General features: G+C 62.1%; 12 protein-coding genes. 6 read left to right on the forward strand and 6 right to left on the reverse strand.

Annotated features, from left to right (window positions below; genetic code table 11):
* Window positions 1-130: 130 nt before the first annotated feature.
* Both M728_RS07390 and M728_RS07395 read right to left on the reverse strand, forming a co-directional pair.
* Window positions 131-1,390 carry a TCR/Tet family MFS transporter gene (locus tag M728_RS07390; protein ID WP_034884604.1) on the reverse strand — a complete coding sequence of 420 codons (1,260 nt, stop codon included), beginning with the start codon at window positions 1,388-1,390 and terminating at the stop codon, window positions 131-133.
* Between the two features lie 249 nt (window positions 1,391-1,639).
* On the reverse strand, window positions 1,640-2,563 hold the full coding sequence (locus M728_RS07395) for a LysR family transcriptional regulator (RefSeq protein WP_026623146.1): 924 nt from the start codon (window positions 2,561-2,563) through the stop codon (window positions 1,640-1,642).
* A gap of 105 nt (window positions 2,564-2,668) precedes the next feature.
* Here M728_RS07395 and M728_RS07400 point away from each other — a divergent pair, with 105 nt between their 5' ends.
* Window positions 2,669-3,667: an aldo/keto reductase gene (locus tag M728_RS07400; protein ID WP_026623145.1), complete on the forward strand. Its 999-nt coding sequence runs from the start codon at window positions 2,669-2,671 to the stop codon at window positions 3,665-3,667.
* Window positions 3,668-3,701: 34 nt separating this feature from the next.
* Here M728_RS07400 and M728_RS07405 read toward each other — a convergent pair whose 3' ends face one another.
* On the reverse strand, window positions 3,702-4,625 hold the full coding sequence (locus M728_RS07405) for a neutral zinc metallopeptidase (RefSeq protein ID WP_026623144.1): 924 nt from the start codon (window positions 4,623-4,625) through the stop codon (window positions 3,702-3,704).
* Window positions 4,626-4,850: 225 nt separating this feature from the next.
* Between M728_RS07405 and M728_RS07410 the strand changes: the two genes are divergently transcribed.
* The 3 genes from M728_RS07410 to M728_RS07420 all read left to right on the forward strand — a co-directional run bounded on the left by M728_RS07410 (window position 4,851) and on the right by M728_RS07420 (window position 10,077).
* Window positions 4,851-5,888 (forward strand): zinc-dependent alcohol dehydrogenase family protein, encoded by a 1,038-nt coding sequence (locus M728_RS07410; RefSeq protein ID WP_026623143.1) that lies wholly within the window; start codon window positions 4,851-4,853, stop codon window positions 5,886-5,888.
* Window positions 5,889-6,092: 204 nt separating this feature from the next.
* Window positions 6,093-9,584 (forward strand): carbamoyl-phosphate synthase large subunit, encoded by a 3,492-nt coding sequence (gene carB / locus M728_RS07415; RefSeq protein WP_026623142.1) that lies wholly within the window; start codon window positions 6,093-6,095, stop codon window positions 9,582-9,584.
* 178 nt (window positions 9,585-9,762) lie between these two features.
* The gene (locus tag M728_RS07420) at window positions 9,763-10,077 is read left to right on the forward strand and encodes a hypothetical protein (RefSeq protein ID WP_026623141.1); all 315 of its coding nucleotides are present in this window, start codon (window positions 9,763-9,765) and stop codon (window positions 10,075-10,077) included.
* A gap of 52 nt (window positions 10,078-10,129) precedes the next feature.
* Here M728_RS07420 and M728_RS07425 read toward each other — a convergent pair whose 3' ends face one another.
* A complete protein-coding gene (locus tag M728_RS07425) occupies window positions 10,130-11,614 on the reverse strand; it encodes an MFS transporter (RefSeq protein WP_051441078.1) in 1,485 nt (494 codons plus the stop codon).
* 280 nt (window positions 11,615-11,894) lie between these two features.
* Between M728_RS07425 and greA the strand changes: the two genes are divergently transcribed.
* Both greA and M728_RS07435 read left to right on the forward strand, forming a co-directional pair.
* Window positions 11,895-12,371, forward strand: coding sequence for a transcription elongation factor GreA (gene greA, locus M728_RS07430; protein WP_026614055.1), 477 nt, complete (start codon window positions 11,895-11,897; stop codon window positions 12,369-12,371).
* Window positions 12,372-12,448: 77 nt separating this feature from the next.
* Window positions 12,449-13,504 (forward strand): glycosyltransferase family 4 protein, encoded by a 1,056-nt coding sequence (locus M728_RS07435; RefSeq protein WP_026623140.1) that lies wholly within the window; start codon window positions 12,449-12,451, stop codon window positions 13,502-13,504.
* 39 nt (window positions 13,505-13,543) lie between these two features.
* Here M728_RS07435 and M728_RS07440 read toward each other — a convergent pair whose 3' ends face one another.
* Both M728_RS07440 and M728_RS07445 read right to left on the reverse strand, forming a co-directional pair.
* Window positions 13,544-14,566: a glycosyltransferase gene (locus tag M728_RS07440; protein WP_026623139.1), complete on the reverse strand. Its 1,023-nt coding sequence runs from the start codon at window positions 14,564-14,566 to the stop codon at window positions 13,544-13,546.
* Window positions 14,563-15,594: a glycosyltransferase gene (locus M728_RS07445; RefSeq protein WP_026623138.1), complete on the reverse strand. Its 1,032-nt coding sequence runs from the start codon at window positions 15,592-15,594 to the stop codon at window positions 14,563-14,565. Before M728_RS07445 ends, M728_RS07440 begins: the two co-directional genes overlap by 4 nt.
* Window positions 15,595-15,603 lie beyond the last annotated feature (9 nt).

The following is a 15,603-nucleotide window of genomic DNA, read 5'->3' on the forward strand; positions in this document are numbered from 1 at the left end:
AAAATGAAGGAGGGTATTCGAATTAGAGCACCACCGGCGCGAGCGCCAGCAATAAAGACCAAACTGCTCGATTTTTCATCGATTGATCAAGAAAATTGATCAATTTGGAGGCATGAACTGCCGGGAGCCGCTAGGCCTGCGTTGGTCTCGGGGCCGTCTCCTCGAACGCGTCGCTGCGAACACTGCGCACCTTGGAAAGGAAGACCACAAGCGCGGCAACGATCAGGCAGCCCGCAAGCGCATAAGGCGCGCCGGAAAACGAATAGGTGGCCACGGGGCTGGTGAAATAGGCGAAGATTTGAGTGAAGATCAAAGGCCCAAGGATCGTCGTTATGCTCGATATGCTGGTGAGTGCCCCCTGCAATTCGCCCTGCGCCGACGGCGGGACATGGACCGATGCGATGCTGCGCAACGGCGGATCCGCGAGGCTCTCGAGTGCCGTTGCTACGATGACGACGTAGATCATCCAGCCTTCCCAGGCGGCCGCATAGCCGACCATTCCAAGCGCCGTGAAAACGAGCCCGAGCGTTGCCGTTCGCCTTTCGCCCAGTCTCGACACGACACGCGGCAGCACAACCGCCATAACGAACGCGCCGCCTACGCCAAAAATGCCGAGCGAGAGTCCGATCTGCCCTTCGCTCCATCCATAGCGATAGGAAGATACGAACGACCACACGGCGGGATAGACGGCATGGGCCAGCCAATAGAGGAAGAAGACGAGACACACCCAACCGATCCCAGAATAGTTGCGCATCTGCTTGAGTGCACCGAGTGGATTGGCTCGGTGCCACTCGAAGCGCCGCCGATGCGCTCGCGCAAGCGTCTCCGGCAGGAGAAACAGCCCGACGATGAAATTGAGGAAGGAAAGCCCGGCCGCGCCGTAAAAGGGCACTCTGGGCCCCAACTCCCCGAGAAAGCCGCCGACCACCGGACCGAGGGCGAAGCCCGTGCCGAAGGCGATGCCGATCAGGCCAAAATTCTTGGCGCGGTTTCCGTCGTCACTGATGTCGGCGATGTAGGCGGACGCGGTTCCGAAGCTCGCGCCGCTGATGCCGGCGAGAATGCGCCCCACGAAGAGCATCCAATAGCTCGTCGCAAGGGCGCAGATCAGATTGTCGATCGCGAAGGTGAGCACCGAGGCAAGCAGGATCGGCCGACGCCCGAATCGGTCGCTCAAGTTTCCGATCAGCGGTGCGAAGAGAAATTGCATCGCCGAATAGACGAGCAGCAGCCAGCCACCGTCGATCGCCGCCTCGCCGACATCCGCGCCCGTCAGTTCCTCCAGGTAGCTCGGCAGCACCGGCACGATGATCGCGATGCCCATGATGTCGAGAAAAAGGATGAGAAAGACGAGGAACAGACCACGCCGTACAAATTTGCTGTCCCGCATGAGTCTTCCCTCCCGTTGTCCGCAAGCGGGACAGAACGTGAACGATGTTACCAAATAAGGTGTTATCGTCTTGTCGCGACGCAAACAATACGTGAACATTTCAAAGTTTATGATCAAAATGATCTCGTCTGTTGATGCCTTGCTGGCCTTTGGCTGCAACCCTGTAGCGCCGTGCGTCTTTTCAAACGCACAAAGGACGCTGTAGCACTTTGAAGTGCTGCATGTTTTTCTCCTTAAATCGGCTACGATTTAAGGAAACATGCCGTAACGCTCTGAGTGCCGCTGTTCGGCCTTCAGGAAATCGACGAAGGCGCGAAGCGGGGCCGGAAGATGCCGACGGCCGGCATAGTAGAGGAACGGCCCTGGAAAGCTGGTAACCCAAGCCTCCAGAACCGGAACGAGGCGGCCCGCCTTGATCTCAGGCAGCAGGAACTCCTCGAAGCTTCTGATCACGCCTAGGCCGCCGACCGCGGCGCTGATTTCGAGATCGATCGCATTGGCGAGCACGGTCGCGGGGGGCGCCACGGTAATTGCCGCCGCGCCCTCGCCGAATTCCCAGGCGAGCGCAATGCCGTTCTGGAAACGGTGGCGTATCGTCGCGTGCTCCAGGAGGTCGCGCGGATGTTGCGGCTCGCCATGCTTGGCGAGATAGTCCGGGGCCGCAGCGGTAACATAGCGCTGCACTCGCGGCCCGATCGGGATGGCGATCATGTCTTTTTCCAGACGCTCCTCATAGCGCACGCCGGCGTCGAATCCGGCAGCCAGCACATCGATGAAGCCGTCCTCAGCGACCACTTCCAAACTGATCGCCGGATGGGCCTTGAGAAACCGCCCAATAATCGGCGGCAGGATGACCCGCGCGACGATCGTGGGGACGTTGAGCCGCAATGTTCCGGCCGGCTTGTCGCGTTCGCTTGCGGCCTGATCGAGCGCGCCGGCGATCTCGCCAAGTGCCGGCGACAACCGCTCGAGCAGTCTCATGCCCGCTTCCGTTGCGGTGACGCTGCGGGTCGTGCGGTTGAGCAGTCTGACGCCCAGCCTCGCCTCCAACCGTCGCAGCGCTTCGCTGAGGGCGGAGGCCGAGACGCCGCGCTTGCGGGCAGCGGTTCGAAAGCTGCGTTCGCGCGCGACGGCGGCAAAAGCATCGAGGTCTGCAAGTGGAAGGTCGTTCATTGTACGATATTCCGCACAAGCTGTTTGGTCCATGCCGGATTATCGCACAGCTGAATCGGAAGTAAACCTTGCACCGAACGAACGGCCTCGCAAAGGAAAGATGAGATGCAAATGGTTTCGCTTGGAAAATCCGGCCCTAAAGTCTCCGCCATCGGGCTCGGCTGCATGGGAATGTCGGGCATGTATGGTCCCGCAGACCGCACGGAAAGCATCGCCACGATCCATGCCGCGCTAGATGCCGGTATTAATTTGCTCGACACCGGAGACTTCTACGGCATGGGTCATAACGAGATGCTGATCGGCGAGGCGCTTAAGGATCGCAATCGCGACCAAGTGCTGCTGAGCGTGAAGTTCGGCGCCATGCGTGATGCAGCCGGGGCCTGGCTCGGTTACGATGCCCGGCCGAAGGCGGTGCGCAACTTCCTCGCCTATACGCTGCAGCGCGTTGGCGTCGATTACATCGACATCTATCGCCCGTCCCGACTCGATCCAGATGTCCCGATCGAGGAAACCATCGGTGCCATAGCCGAGATGGTGAAGGCCGGCTATGTCCGCCATATCGGCCTCTCCGAAGTCGGGCCGGAGACGATCCGGCGCGCGGCCGCCGTTCATCCGATCTGCGATCTGCAGATCGAATACTCGCTGGTTTCCCGCGGGATTGAGGACGAGATCCTGCCGACCTGCCGCGAGCTCGGGATCGGCATCACTGCCTACGGCGTGCTGTCGCGCGGGCTGATAAGCGGCCACTGGCAGAAGGGAGCGGCGGGAAGCGGCGACTTCCGCGCCATGAGCCCTCGCTTCCAGGAGGGCAACGTCGATCAGAACCTCGCGCTGGTCGAGGCGCTGAGGAGCGTCGCCGACGCCAAGGGCGTGACCGTGGCGCAGATCGCCATCGCCTGGGTCGCCGAGCAAGGGGGAGACATCGTGCCGCTCATCGGCGCACGCCGCCGCGACCGGCTTTCCGAGGCGCTCGGCGCCCAATCGCTTCATCTCGATGCCGACGACATGGCGGCGATCGAACGGGCAATCCCGAAGGGCGCTGCCGCCGGCGCCCGCTATCCCCAGGCGCAACTCGCGCACATGGACAGCGAACGGAACGGATGAACGGGGAAGAGCGCCGCTGTCGGAACGCGAGCGATCAGACGGAGCCGGAGAAGGTGTCGCAGTCCGACATCTTGCCGCTGTCGAAACCGCGCTTGAACCACCGCATCCGCTGCTCGGACGTGCCGTGGTTGAAGCTTTCCGGCACCACATAGCCCTGCATCCGCTTCTGCAGGGTGTCATCGCCGATCTGGGTCGCGGCGTTCAGCGCCTCCTCAAGGTCGCCGCGCTCCAGCAATCCTTTCTGTTCCGTGTATTTCCCCCAGATGCCGGCGAAGCAGTCGGCCTGAAGTTCGACGCGGATCGACATTTGGTTTGCCTCGACCTCGCTCATGCGCTGGCGCATCTGGTTGAACTTCGGCAGGACCCCGATGAGGTTCTGGACGTGATGTCCGACCTCATGCGCCAGCACATAGGCCTGGGCAAAATCGCCGGAGGCGTCGAACTTCTTCGCGAGCTCGTCGAAGAAGCTCATGTCGAGATAGACCTTGCGGTCGCCGGGGCAATAGAAGGGCCCGGATGCGGCCGAGGCGAAGCCGCAGGCAGAGCGAACCGCGCCGTTGAAGAGCACGAGCCTCGGCTCTTCATATTGTTCGCCGCTCGCCTGGAAAATGCCGTTCCAGGTGTCTTCCGTTTCAGCGAGCACGGTGGCCATGAAGGCTTTCATCTCCTCTTCCTCGGCCGAACCGCGCGGCGCTTGCGAGCCATCGCTCTGTTCGAAACCCGGCATGTTCACCGGCCCGCCTTCAAGGATCTGGAGCATATCGATGCCCATTGCCCTGAGCACGAAATAGAGGATGACGAGGAAGATCAGCGTGCCGAAGCTCATACCACCGCCGGCACGGCGCATTCCGCCGCCGGGTATGCGGAAGCCGCCCCCGCGGCCAAACGGGCTGCCGCCGGGACTTGCCCCTCGCTGATCCTCGACATTGCTGGACTGGCGGCGGCCCTTCCATTCCATGGTCTTTCCTCCAGAAGGCGTCGCCTCTACTTCAGCGCGCTCAATGATTTATACGTCCGGACGACGAGTCTTGTAAAACGCAATCGCCGCCAGCCGGTTGCATGCTGCGGGCGGTTTTGTCGAGCGCCGCCCCGACGGTCAGGGGCCTTGAGAGCAGGTGGACAGGATTGACGCCCCGCCCCTCCCCGTGTTCCGATCCATGAGGCAGAACGGCAGGAGGAGCAGATGAAGGCAGTGCGTCTGGAGTCGGTGGGTAATATCTCCGTTCGGGACATCGAGGTGCCTGAGCCCGGGCCCGACGATCTGCTCGTCAAAGTGGAGGCCTGCGGCATATGCGGAACCGACCGCCATCTCCTTCATGGCGAATTTCCGTCCATGCCGCCGGTCACGCTCGGGCACGAATTCTGCGGCATCGTCGTAAAGGCGGGCGACGCCGTTCGGGGCATCGCGCCCGGCGCCCGGATCACCGGCGATCCCAATATCTCCTGTGGCCGCTGTCCCCAATGTCAGGCGGGCCGGGTCAATCTTTGCCGTAGTCTGCGCGCGATCGGCATCCATCGCGACGGTGGCTTCGCCGAATACGTCCTGGTGCCGCAGAAGCAGGCTTTCGAGATCCCGCTTGGTCTTGATCCCGTGCATGGCGCCTTCTGCGAACCCCTCGCCTGTTGCCTGCACGGCATCGATACTTCGGGGATAAAAACGGGCTCGACGGTGGCAGTCCTCGGTGGCGGCGTGATCGGCCTCCTGACGGTTCAACTCGCGAGACTCGCCGGCGCGACGACGGTCATTCTCTCGACGCGCCAGGCAGCGAAGCGTCGTTTGGCGGAAGAGGTCGGCGCCACCGCGACCGTCGATCCGGTGGCCACTGACGTCGTCGAAGCGATCACCGGTCCTGCAGGTCTCGTCCCGGGAGGCGTCGATGTGGTGATCGAATGCGCCGGCGTCGCGGAAACGGTGCAGCAGTCGACACGGCTCGCCAAAGCGGGCGGTACGGTCGTGATCCTGGGCGTGTTGCCGCAGGGAGAAAAGGTCGAAATCGAGCCCTTCGACATTCTTTTTCGTGAACTTCGCGTGCTCGGTTCCTTCATCAATCCCTTCGTCCATCGCCGCGCTGCCGATCTGGTTGCCTCAGGGGCGGTCGAAATCGACAAGCTGATTTCCCGGCGCATATCGCTCGATGACGCGCCTGACATCATCTCCCGTCCGGCCGCAGCCGGCGAGGTGAAGGTGCTGGTGATCCCCTCAATCGAGCAGGTGGCTTAGCTCTGGTGATTTTACGGGCGAGCCGACGCTTCGCGAGGCGGCAAATATCTTCGTTTTGTTGTCGATTCCGGAATTTTCGGGGTTCCGCTTGCGAAGACATTTGCCTATAAGCCGCTTCTAGCCTGAAAAGACCATCAATGCGCGACCCGGCCGGTGACCTCCCAACCTGGCCGGTTTTTCGCGCAGCTAGAACGGATGATTGCCATGCCGAAGCGCCAAGATATCAAATCGATCCTCATCATCGGCGCGGGGCCGATTGTCATCGGTCAGGCTTGCGAATTCGACTACTCGGGCACTCAGGCGTGCAAGGCGCTGAAGGAGGAAGGTTACCGCGTTATCCTGGTCAACTCCAACCCGGCGACGATCATGACCGATCCGGGTTTGGCGGACGCGACCTATGTCGAGCCGATCACGCCCGAGGTTGTCGCCAAGATCATCGCCAAGGAGCGCCCCGACGCGTTGCTGCCGACCATGGGCGGCCAGACGGCGTTGAACACGGCGCTTTCCCTGAGGCGGATGGGCGTCCTGGATCGCTACAATGTCGAGATGATCGGCGCCAAGCCCGAGGCGATCGACAAGGCCGAGGACCGCGCCCTTTTCCGCGAGGCGATGGCCAAGATCGGCCTCGAAACGCCGAAGTCGCGGCTGGCGAACGCTACCGACATCAAGGACCAGGACCGCAAGGCGCATGAGGCGGAGCGCGCCGCGCTCAAGGCCAAGTTTTCCGGTGCCGAACTCGACAGCGCCCTCGACGACCTTGAAAACCAGTGGAACCTCGGCGAAGGCGACCGCAAGCAGCGCTACGTGAATCATGCGATGGCGATCGCCGCGCAGGCGCTCGACGATGTCGGCCTGCCGGCGATCATCCGGCCCTCCTTCACGCTCGGCGGCACGGGTGGCGGAATCGCCTACAACCGCTCGGAATTCTTCGAGATCGTCGGCAGCGGTCTCGATGCGTCGCCGACGACGGAAGTCCTGATCGAGGAGTCGGTTCTCGGCTGGAAGGAATATGAAATGGAGGTCGTCCGCGACAAAGCGGACAACTGCATCATCATCTGCTCGATCGAAAACATCGATCCGATGGGCGTGCACACGGGCGACTCGATCACCGTCGCGCCGGCACTGACCTTGACCGACAAGGAATACCAGATCATGCGCAACGCCTCGATTGCGGTGCTGCGCGAGATCGGCGTCGAAACCGGCGGATCGAACGTTCAGTTCGCGGTCAATCCGGAAAATGGTCGCCTCGTCGTCATCGAGATGAACCCGCGCGTTTCCCGCTCCTCGGCGCTTGCATCCAAGGCCACCGGCTTCCCGATCGCGAAGATCGCTGCCAAGCTCGCCGTCGGCTATACGCTCGATGAACTCGACAACGACATCACCGGTGGCGCCACACCCGCCTCCTTCGAACCGTCGATCGACTATGTCGTCACGAAAATCCCGCGTTTTGCCTTCGAGAAGTTCCCCGGCGCCGAACCGACGCTGACGACCGCGATGAAGTCGGTCGGTGAGGTCATGGCGATAGGCCGTACCTTTGCCGAATCGCTGCAGAAGGCGCTTCGCGGGCTGGAGACGGGGCTCACCGGCCTCGACGAGATCGAGATTCCGGACTTCGACGAGAACGGCGACGGCCGCAATGCGATCCGCGCCGCGCTTGGTACGCCGACGCCGGACCGCCTGCGCATGGTCGCCCAGGCGCTGCGTCTCGGCATGAGCGAGGCGGAAGTGCATGAAGCCTGCAAGATCGATCCGTGGTTCATCGCCCAGTTCAAGGCGATCGTTGACATGGAGGCGCGCATCCGCGAGCACGGTCTGCCGCAGGATGCCGAGAACCTCCGGATGCTGAAGGCGATGGGCTTCTCCGACGCCCGGCTTGCGACGCTCACTGGCAAGCGCCCGAAGGAAGTGGCGGAACTGCGCAACGCCTTGAAGGTCCGCCCCGTCTACAAGCGCATCGACACCTGCGCGGCCGAGTTCGCCTCGCCGACCGCCTATATGTACTCGACCTATGAGACGCCGTTTGTCGGCATTGCCCGTTCCGAGGCGCAGGTATCCGATCGCAAGAAGGTCGTCATCCTCGGCGGCGGCCCGAACCGAATCGGTCAGGGCATCGAGTTCGACTATTGCTGCTGCCATGCCGCCTTCGCGCTGAAGGACGCAGGCTACGAAGCGATCATGGTCAACTGCAACCCGGAAACGGTCTCGACCGACTACGACACCTCCGACCGGCTCTATTTCGAGCCGCTGACAGCCGAGGACGTCATCGAGATCATGCGCGCCGAACAGGAAAACGGCACGCTTCACGGCGTCATCGTGCAGTTCGGCGGCCAGACGCCGCTGAAACTTGCAGAGGCGCTCGAAAAGAACGGCATCCCGATTCTCGGCACCGCGCCCGATGCTATCGATCTCGCCGAAGACCGCGACCGCTTCCAGAAGCTGCTGATGAAGCTCGATCTCAACCAGCCGCGCAACGGCATCGCCTATTCGGTCGAGCAGGCCCGCCTCGTCGCCGCGGAAATCGGCTTCCCCCTGGTCGTACGTCCATCTTACGTTCTCGGCGGCCGTGCGATGCAGATCATTCACTCGGAAAGCATGCTGCAGAGCTACCTGCTCGACACGGTTCCGGGACTCGTGCCGGAGGATATCAAGCAGCGCTACCCGAACGACAAGACCGGGCAGATCAACACGCTGCTCGGCAAGAACCCGCTCCTCTTCGACAGCTATCTGACGAACGCGACGGAAGTGGACGTCGACTGCCTGTGCGACGGCAAGGATGTCTTCGTCTCCGGCATTATGGAACACATCGAAGAGGCCGGCATCCATTCGGGCGATTCTGCCTGCTCGCTGCCGGTGCATACGCTTAGCGATGAAGTCGTTGACGAACTCGAACGGCAGACGACGGCGCTGGCCAAGGCACTGAATGTCGGCGGCCTGATGAACGTTCAGTTCGCCATCAAGGACGGCACCATCTACGTGCTCGAGGTCAACCCGCGCGCATCGCGCACGGTCCCGTTCGTTGCCAAAACAATCGGCTCGCCGATCGCCAAGATCGCCGCACGTGTGATGGCTGGCGAAGCGCTCGAAGAAGCTATCGCCGCCTACGGCAAGAAGCCGGATCCGCGCAATTTGAAACACATCGCGGTCAAGGAAGCGGTCTTCCCCTTCGCCCGTTTCCCGGGCGTTGACACGCTGCTGGGGCCGGAAATGCGTTCGACCGGCGAAGTCATCGGGCTCGACACGGATTACGCGCTGGCCTTTGCCAAATCGCAGCTTGGCGCCGGCGTCGATCTGCCGCGTGATGGAACGGTTTTCGTCTCGGTTCGCGACGAGGACAAACGGGGTGTCCTGCCGGCGATCCGCATCCTCGCCGATATCGGCTTCAAGGTCATGGCCACCGGCGGTACGGCCCGCTTTCTCGGAGAGCACGGCATCACCGCCACCAAGGTCAACAAGGTATTGGAAGGCCGGCCTCATGTCGAGGACGCCATCCGTAATCGGCAGGTCCAGCTCGTCATCAACACTACGGACGGCAACAAGGCGATATCCGATTCGAAATCGCTTCGCCGCGCAACGCTGATGCAAAAGGTCCCCTACTATACCACGATGGCGGGCGCCGAGGCGGCCGCGCTTGCCATCAAGGCGCTGAAGGCGGGCAATCTCGAAGTGCGCCCTCTGCAGAGCTATTTCGACGCCTGACGCACTCCGAAACGGGTGCCGCACGTTGCTGCTTCGATGCTTGCCGACCCGCTGCCGCGCTTCGCCCTTCTGAACGCCGTCTGAATGTCCCATTCAGGCGGCGTTCGAGCGCGACGTGGTTCAATGCGCCCACGCATGGAAGCCGGCTTGCCGGCACGCGTATGGCCGGGGCGACGACGTGCAGCTTTATTTCTTCGATCTCCATTGGGATGATGAACGCTTCCGTGATGAGGAGGGCGTCGCCCATTACGACGAAGGATCGGCGCTGTATTACGCTCAGCGCATCGCCGATAAGATCGGCCGCGACGCGGATTACGGCTCGCTAAGGGTCGAGGTGCGCACAAGCGAGGGCATCCTGTTGGCGATCATTGCGCCATCCGAGGGGCGTGGCTGCGAGCAGTTCGCCTTGGTCGGCCGGCGTCATCCAGGCTTGTTCCGCGGCGCAGCCAGTGCTTCGTATGCAGTCCTCGGAGCGGCAAGTTCACAGTCGTGAATTCGGGCACGCGAAGCCACGAGCGCTAGGCGGCCCGGAACAAGGCAACGGCTCAAACGGGTCCCCGCGACGTTGCCTGTCCGTGAGGCGCGGCGCGCGCTTTATGCTGCACGAGGCGCAGGGTCCTGACGCCGAAGAAGAGCGATGCGGCGGCGATGACGCAACCGAGGATGAACACTCCGAGCAAGGCCGCGGACATCACAGGATCGCTGGCGCCTTCGTGGAAGCCCCGAGCATTGGCGGTCACTCCGAAGACTGCCGCGCCGATCGCATAGCCCGCCGATTGCAGCGTAGGCAGCAGAGCGGACGTCCTGTCGCGTTCCTCAATGCTTGAGACGTCCATCAAAAGCTGACTGAGGGTGCCCCAGCAGGCACCGAAGCCCGCGCCAATCGCGATCTGGCCAATGAAGACGAGGCGGTACTCGCCGGCGCCGACGGCGAGTGTCAATCCAACGAGGCCAAGGCAAAGAAGCAACGGTCCTGTTGAGATCAATCGAACGCGCAGCGCATGCGACCGCAGGCTCGCCACCAGTATCGCGGTCCCGCTCCAGGACATGGCCATCAACGCGCTTGAGAACCCGGCGGCAGTCGGGCCGAAATCCCACAGGCGTTGCAGCGCATAGACGAGGTAGACGGAGCCCGATGCCTGGGCCAGCGGCATCAGCAGAACGACCCAGAGGCCGGTGCCGAGCGGCTTGCTGACCGAGAAGGCGTCTGACGGCAGGATGGAGCGCGGTGCTCGGCGATCGGAGCGGATCGTACCGACGAAAACCGCGAGCGCCACCACCAGCAGGGCCGCCATTGCATAGCCGTTGTCTGCAGTGTTCGAGAGCGAAATCAGCAGGACACCGAAGCCGAAGGCGATGAGCCGCAGCAACGGAACCGCTACCGCCACTTTTGCGCCTTGCGCCGGTTGACGAACGATCGCAACGACGAGCGCGACGAAGATCGCCACGGCAGGGATATTGACGAAGAACGCTGCGCGCCACGACCAATGTTCCGTGAGCAGCCCGGAGATGAGCGGGCCGGCGAAGGCGGCGGTAGCCCAGACGATCGCTTCCGCGCCAAAGACCTTGGGCACGAGGCGCGGCGGGAAGAGCTCCGGAATGAGTGCGTAGCAGACGGCCGCGACTATGCCTTCGCCGAAGCCCTGCAGCAACCGGCCGGCGAGCACCTGCGGCATGCCGCTCGCCGTCGTAGCGATCACGGTTCCTGTGGCGAAAACAAGCGCTGCGGCGATCAGCGTCTTGCGCGCGCCGAACCCCGTCTTCAGGTTGGCCGCCATGGCGCCGCCGACGATGGCGAACACGAGGTAGAGCGTGAACGCCCAAGACAAAAGGGCAGCCCCGCCGAATTCCTCGACTGCCGTCGGCAGCGCCGTCGAGACGAAGAATTCGTTGAAGGCAAAGAGTGCGACACCGAGGCACAAGGTCACGGTCGCCGCCAGGTGGCGGGGTTGCAAGAGTTCGCTCCAGCGGCCCTCGGCCTCCGCCTGCTGCGTCGTATCGGCACCTAAATTCTGTTCGGCTAAACTCATGGGGTCGGTTCCGTATCGTTCCTTCGTTGATGGAACCAGCACTGATACAACCTCAACTGCGGTTGAGGTAAAGAGGCTTTTCTTCACCCGGCGTCGGATTGTGCTCGGCTCGGCCACCGCGGGGAAGGACCGCGAAAAATCTGGCTTTCGCGCTTCCGTTTCTGTTATAAGAACGGTTCGGATGTTTCGGACGGTTCCGGTGCTTTTGCTCCGGCGACCGTTTTCTTTTGCGTGGGCGCCGCCGAAAGGCGGCGCCGCGTGTCTGATGAAGGATGATGAAATGGTCGACAAGGTGCCGATGACACAGGGTGGATTCGTGAATCTGCAGGAGGAGCTGCGCTGGCGCCAGCAGGAGGAACGCCCGCGAATCATCGAAGCGATCGCTGAGGCTCGCGCTCATGGCGACTTGTCAGAAAATGCCGAATACCATGCGGCCAAGGAAGCTCAGAGCCATAACGAGGGTCGCATCGGCGAACTCGAGGATCTGATTGCGCGGGCCGAAGTGATCGATCTGTCGAAGATGTCCGGTTCGAAGATCAAGTTTGGCGCGAAGGTGAAGCTCGTCGACGAGGATACCGAAGAGGAAAAGACCTACCAGATCGTCGGCGATCAGGAAGCCGACGTCAAAGCGGGACGCATTTCCATCTCTTCCCCGATCGCTCGCGCGCTGATCGGCAAGGAAGTGGGCGACTCGATCGAAGTCAACGCTCCCGGCGGCTCCAAGGCATACGAAATTCTTGCCATTCACTGGGGCTGATCGCCCCGCACTGGCGCGCGTCCCCGCTCCGCCCCTTTCCCAATAGTGATTGTCGCATGCGCGAGGAGAGCGCACACGTGGTCGATATACGCGACGTCGAGGTGATTGCGCCCAATTTCAAGCGCCGGCTCTCCGGCGTTACTTCGACGATCATCCAGCTCATTCCGGTGCAGCGCGGCCTCGGCCAGAAGATCGCGGTTCTCGGCCCGGGGCTCCCCAAGAATTTGCCGTCCGTCCGCTTCCGCGACCTGGTCCACCTATGGAGGAGACCGGCCGGACGTCCCTGCCGTGTCTGGCATGCTCGGCGCAACGTCGAAATGCTGCCGGCGATCCTCCTGCGCGATCTGTTGCGCATGAAGATCCGGATCGTCTTTACCTCCGCTTCGCAGCGCCGGCATACCGGGTGGAGCAAGTTCCTCATTGGCCGGATGGACGCGGTCATCGCCACGAGTGCGAAAACCGCCGCCTATCTGGAGGTGCCGAATATTGTCGTCCTGCACGGCATCGACACGAAGCGCTTCCGGCCAGCCGGCGACAAGGCGGAAGTGAAACGTCGGCTCGGCCTTGATCCCACCAAGAAGTTCGTCGGATGCTTCGGGCGCGTGCGTCATCAGAAGGGGACCGATCTTTTTGTCGACAGCATGATCGCCCTCCTGCCCGACCGCTCCGAATGGAGCGCAATCGTGGCCGGCCGTGCGACCGGTCCGCACATCGCCTACGAGTCCGAACTGAAGGAACGTGTCGTAAAAGCCGGGCTCGCCGATCGCATTCTTTTTGTCGGCGAACACACCAACATCCCGGATTGGTACCAGGCCCTCGACCTCTTCATCGCGCCGCAGCGCTGGGAAGGCTTCGGCCTGACGCCGCTCGAAGCCATGGCGACCGGAGTGCCCGTTGTGGCAACGGATGTCGGTGCCTTCTCCGAACTGGTCTCCGATGGCGACGAGGAAACCGGCCTCATCATTCGGGCCGACGACCTCAAGGCGATGGTCAACGGCGCGGCCGTCTTCATGGACAATCTGCCGCGATTGGCGGCCGCCGGAGCCAACGGCCTCGCGCGGACGTCGAAAAATTTTGCCATAGAAGCGGAAGCCCAAGCCATCGGAGCGGTCTACGAAAAACTCATGCGCTGACTGAAATTCTTGTCCGCGCATGAGAAGAACGCAGCCGTCTCACCGTTTCGAGGCAAAGAGCTTCAGATAGGCGTCTGTGATTGCTTCCTTGGAGAATTGGCTGACCAACGTCTGGTGCCCGCGTTCGGCCAGTTGTTTTGCCAGCTCGGGCGCATTGACGATCCGCCCGACCGCATGCGCAAAACCATCTGCGTCTCCTATGTCGACCATCAGGCCATTTTCGCCATCGCGCATGAACCATTCCGGCCCCTCGGAGCGGCTCGATACGACCGGTGTTTTCTGTGCCCAAGCCTCCAGGATCACGTTGCCGAGTGGTTCGTGGCTCGAGGCCATAACGAAGACGTCGGCAGCTGCGAGGAACGGCCGTGCATCCTTTTGCCAGCCGGCGAAACGCACCCGTTTGGAAATGCCGAGATCGGCTGCGAGCTTCTCCAGGCTGTCCCGCTCTTCGCCGTCGCCGAGCAGCCATAGATAGGCGCCCGGCAGTTTGGCGATTGCTTCGATCAAGGTGTGAAATCCCTTACGCTCGACGAAGCGTCCCATCGAAATGACGACGGGCACGTCGGCAGGCGTGTCGAGCATTGCCCTGTCTACGGGCTCGACACGCTCGGCGCCGGTAAAATTGGAAATGACCTTGACTTGCCGTTTCCATCCCAGGCTTAGGACGCGCTCGGCAATACCAGGCGTGTTGCAGACGATGCAATCTGTGTTTTTGAAATAGCTGAGACGGGTGGGATAGTCGCCGAGACGGGAGATCTTGAGCGCATCTTTGTAGTCGGGCATCAACTCGCTTGCGCGCGGCGCCCAGGCCATTAGGACGTCCGGCTTCTCGCGCCGCGCCATGTGCTTCACCTTCAACGGCAGCAAGAGGCGATCGAGCGAGAGGTTGCGAAAGTGGCTTTCCTTGATCTTCGTGGCGCCTTCGATCTCCCGGCGCCAGGCGCGTTTTGGTCGGATGATGGACGTCTGCTCGACACCGCGTTCCGCCAGCGCATTGGCGAGATGGACGAAGAAGCGCTCGGCGCCGCCGTCCTTGCCAAAATGGAAGTGGATCACCTTCATCGCTTTGCGATGCCCCTGGAGAAAAGGTCGAGGTAAGCGTCGGTGATGGCCTTTTCGGAGAAGCGCGTGCGCAAAGTTTCGCGCCCGCCGGCGCTCAACCGCTCGCGAAGCGCGTAATCGTCGCGCAGGCGCCGAATGGCGTTGGCAAGGCCGTCGTCATCGCCGCAATCGACCATCAACGCATCGCTCTCATCGGTCATCACCCAGGACGGACCTTCGGCGCGGGAGGAAATGGTCGGCTTCCCCGCCCCCCAACCTTCGAAGCAGACGTTGCCGAGCGGCTCATGCGAGGAGTTTATCGCAAAGACGTCGGCGGCGGCGAGATAACCATAGGCATTGGGTTGCCATCCCGCAAAGCGGACGCGATCGCGCATACCGAGTCCGTCCGTCAACTGCTCGAGCTGCGCTCGCTCCGGCCCGTCGCCAACGAGCCACAGATAGGCTCCCTCCACCTTCTTTACAGCGCGGATAAGCCCGTCAAAGCCCTTTCGCTTGACGAAACGGCCCATGCCGACAACGACGAATGCGTCTGCAGGGGTTTGCATGCTGGCGCGGTCGACAGCGGCAACCGGCGTGGCGCGGGTGAAGTTCGCGATCACCTCGACGTCGCGTTTCCAACCGAGTTCACGAACCTTCGTGGCGATATCGGGGGTGATGCAGACGAGCGTTTCAACGTTGGTGTAATAGCCGAGGTGCTCGGGATAATCGCCGAGGCGGGAAATGCGAAAAGCCTTGGCGTGGGCAGGCATGAATCGACTGGCGCGCAGCTGCCATGTCATGATCACATCCGGCTTGAAGTCGTGAAGGATGCGGTTCATCCGCCATTTCAGCAGGAAGCGCGAAAGCGAAATACGCCGAAAAATACCCTCGTAGATCGTCGCGCTGCCCTCAATGTCCTTGCGCCAGCTACGGTCCGGCCGGATTAATGCGCGCTGCTCGATCCCTCTGTCGTGAAGCGCATTGACGAGATTGACGAAGAAGCGCTCGGCTCCGCCCTCCTTGCCGAAATGGATGTGCATGACCTTCATGCCGAACAA

This window comes from Ensifer sp. WSM1721 (genome assembly GCF_000513895.2).
Lineage (GTDB): Bacteria > Pseudomonadota > Alphaproteobacteria > Rhizobiales > Rhizobiaceae > Sinorhizobium.

Coding starts and splice junctions, on each gene's coding strand:
- greA (WP_026614055.1), top strand. CDS start 11,895: ATGGTCGACAAGGTGCCGATGACACAGGGTGGATTCGTGAATCTGCAG.
- M728_RS07425 (WP_051441078.1), bottom strand. CDS start 11,614: ATGAGTTTAGCCGAACAGAATTTAGGTGCCGATACGACGCAGCAGGCG.
- M728_RS07400 (WP_026623145.1), top strand. CDS start 2,669: ATGCAAATGGTTTCGCTTGGAAAATCCGGCCCTAAAGTCTCCGCCATC.
- M728_RS07445 (WP_026623138.1), bottom strand. CDS start 15,594: ATGAAGGTCATGCACATCCATTTCGGCAAGGAGGGCGGAGCCGAGCGC.
- M728_RS07405 (WP_026623144.1), bottom strand. CDS start 4,625: ATGGAATGGAAGGGCCGCCGCCAGTCCAGCAATGTCGAGGATCAGCGA.
- carB (WP_026623142.1), top strand. CDS start 6,093: ATGCCGAAGCGCCAAGATATCAAATCGATCCTCATCATCGGCGCGGGG.
- M728_RS07390 (WP_034884604.1), bottom strand. CDS start 1,390: ATGCGGGACAGCAAATTTGTACGGCGTGGTCTGTTCCTCGTCTTTCTC.
- M728_RS07440 (WP_026623139.1), bottom strand. CDS start 14,566: ATGAAGGTGATCCACTTCCATTTTGGCAAGGACGGCGGCGCCGAGCGC.
- M728_RS07410 (WP_026623143.1), top strand. CDS start 4,851: ATGAAGGCAGTGCGTCTGGAGTCGGTGGGTAATATCTCCGTTCGGGAC.
- M728_RS07395 (WP_026623146.1), bottom strand. CDS start 2,563: ATGAACGACCTTCCACTTGCAGACCTCGATGCTTTTGCCGCCGTCGCG.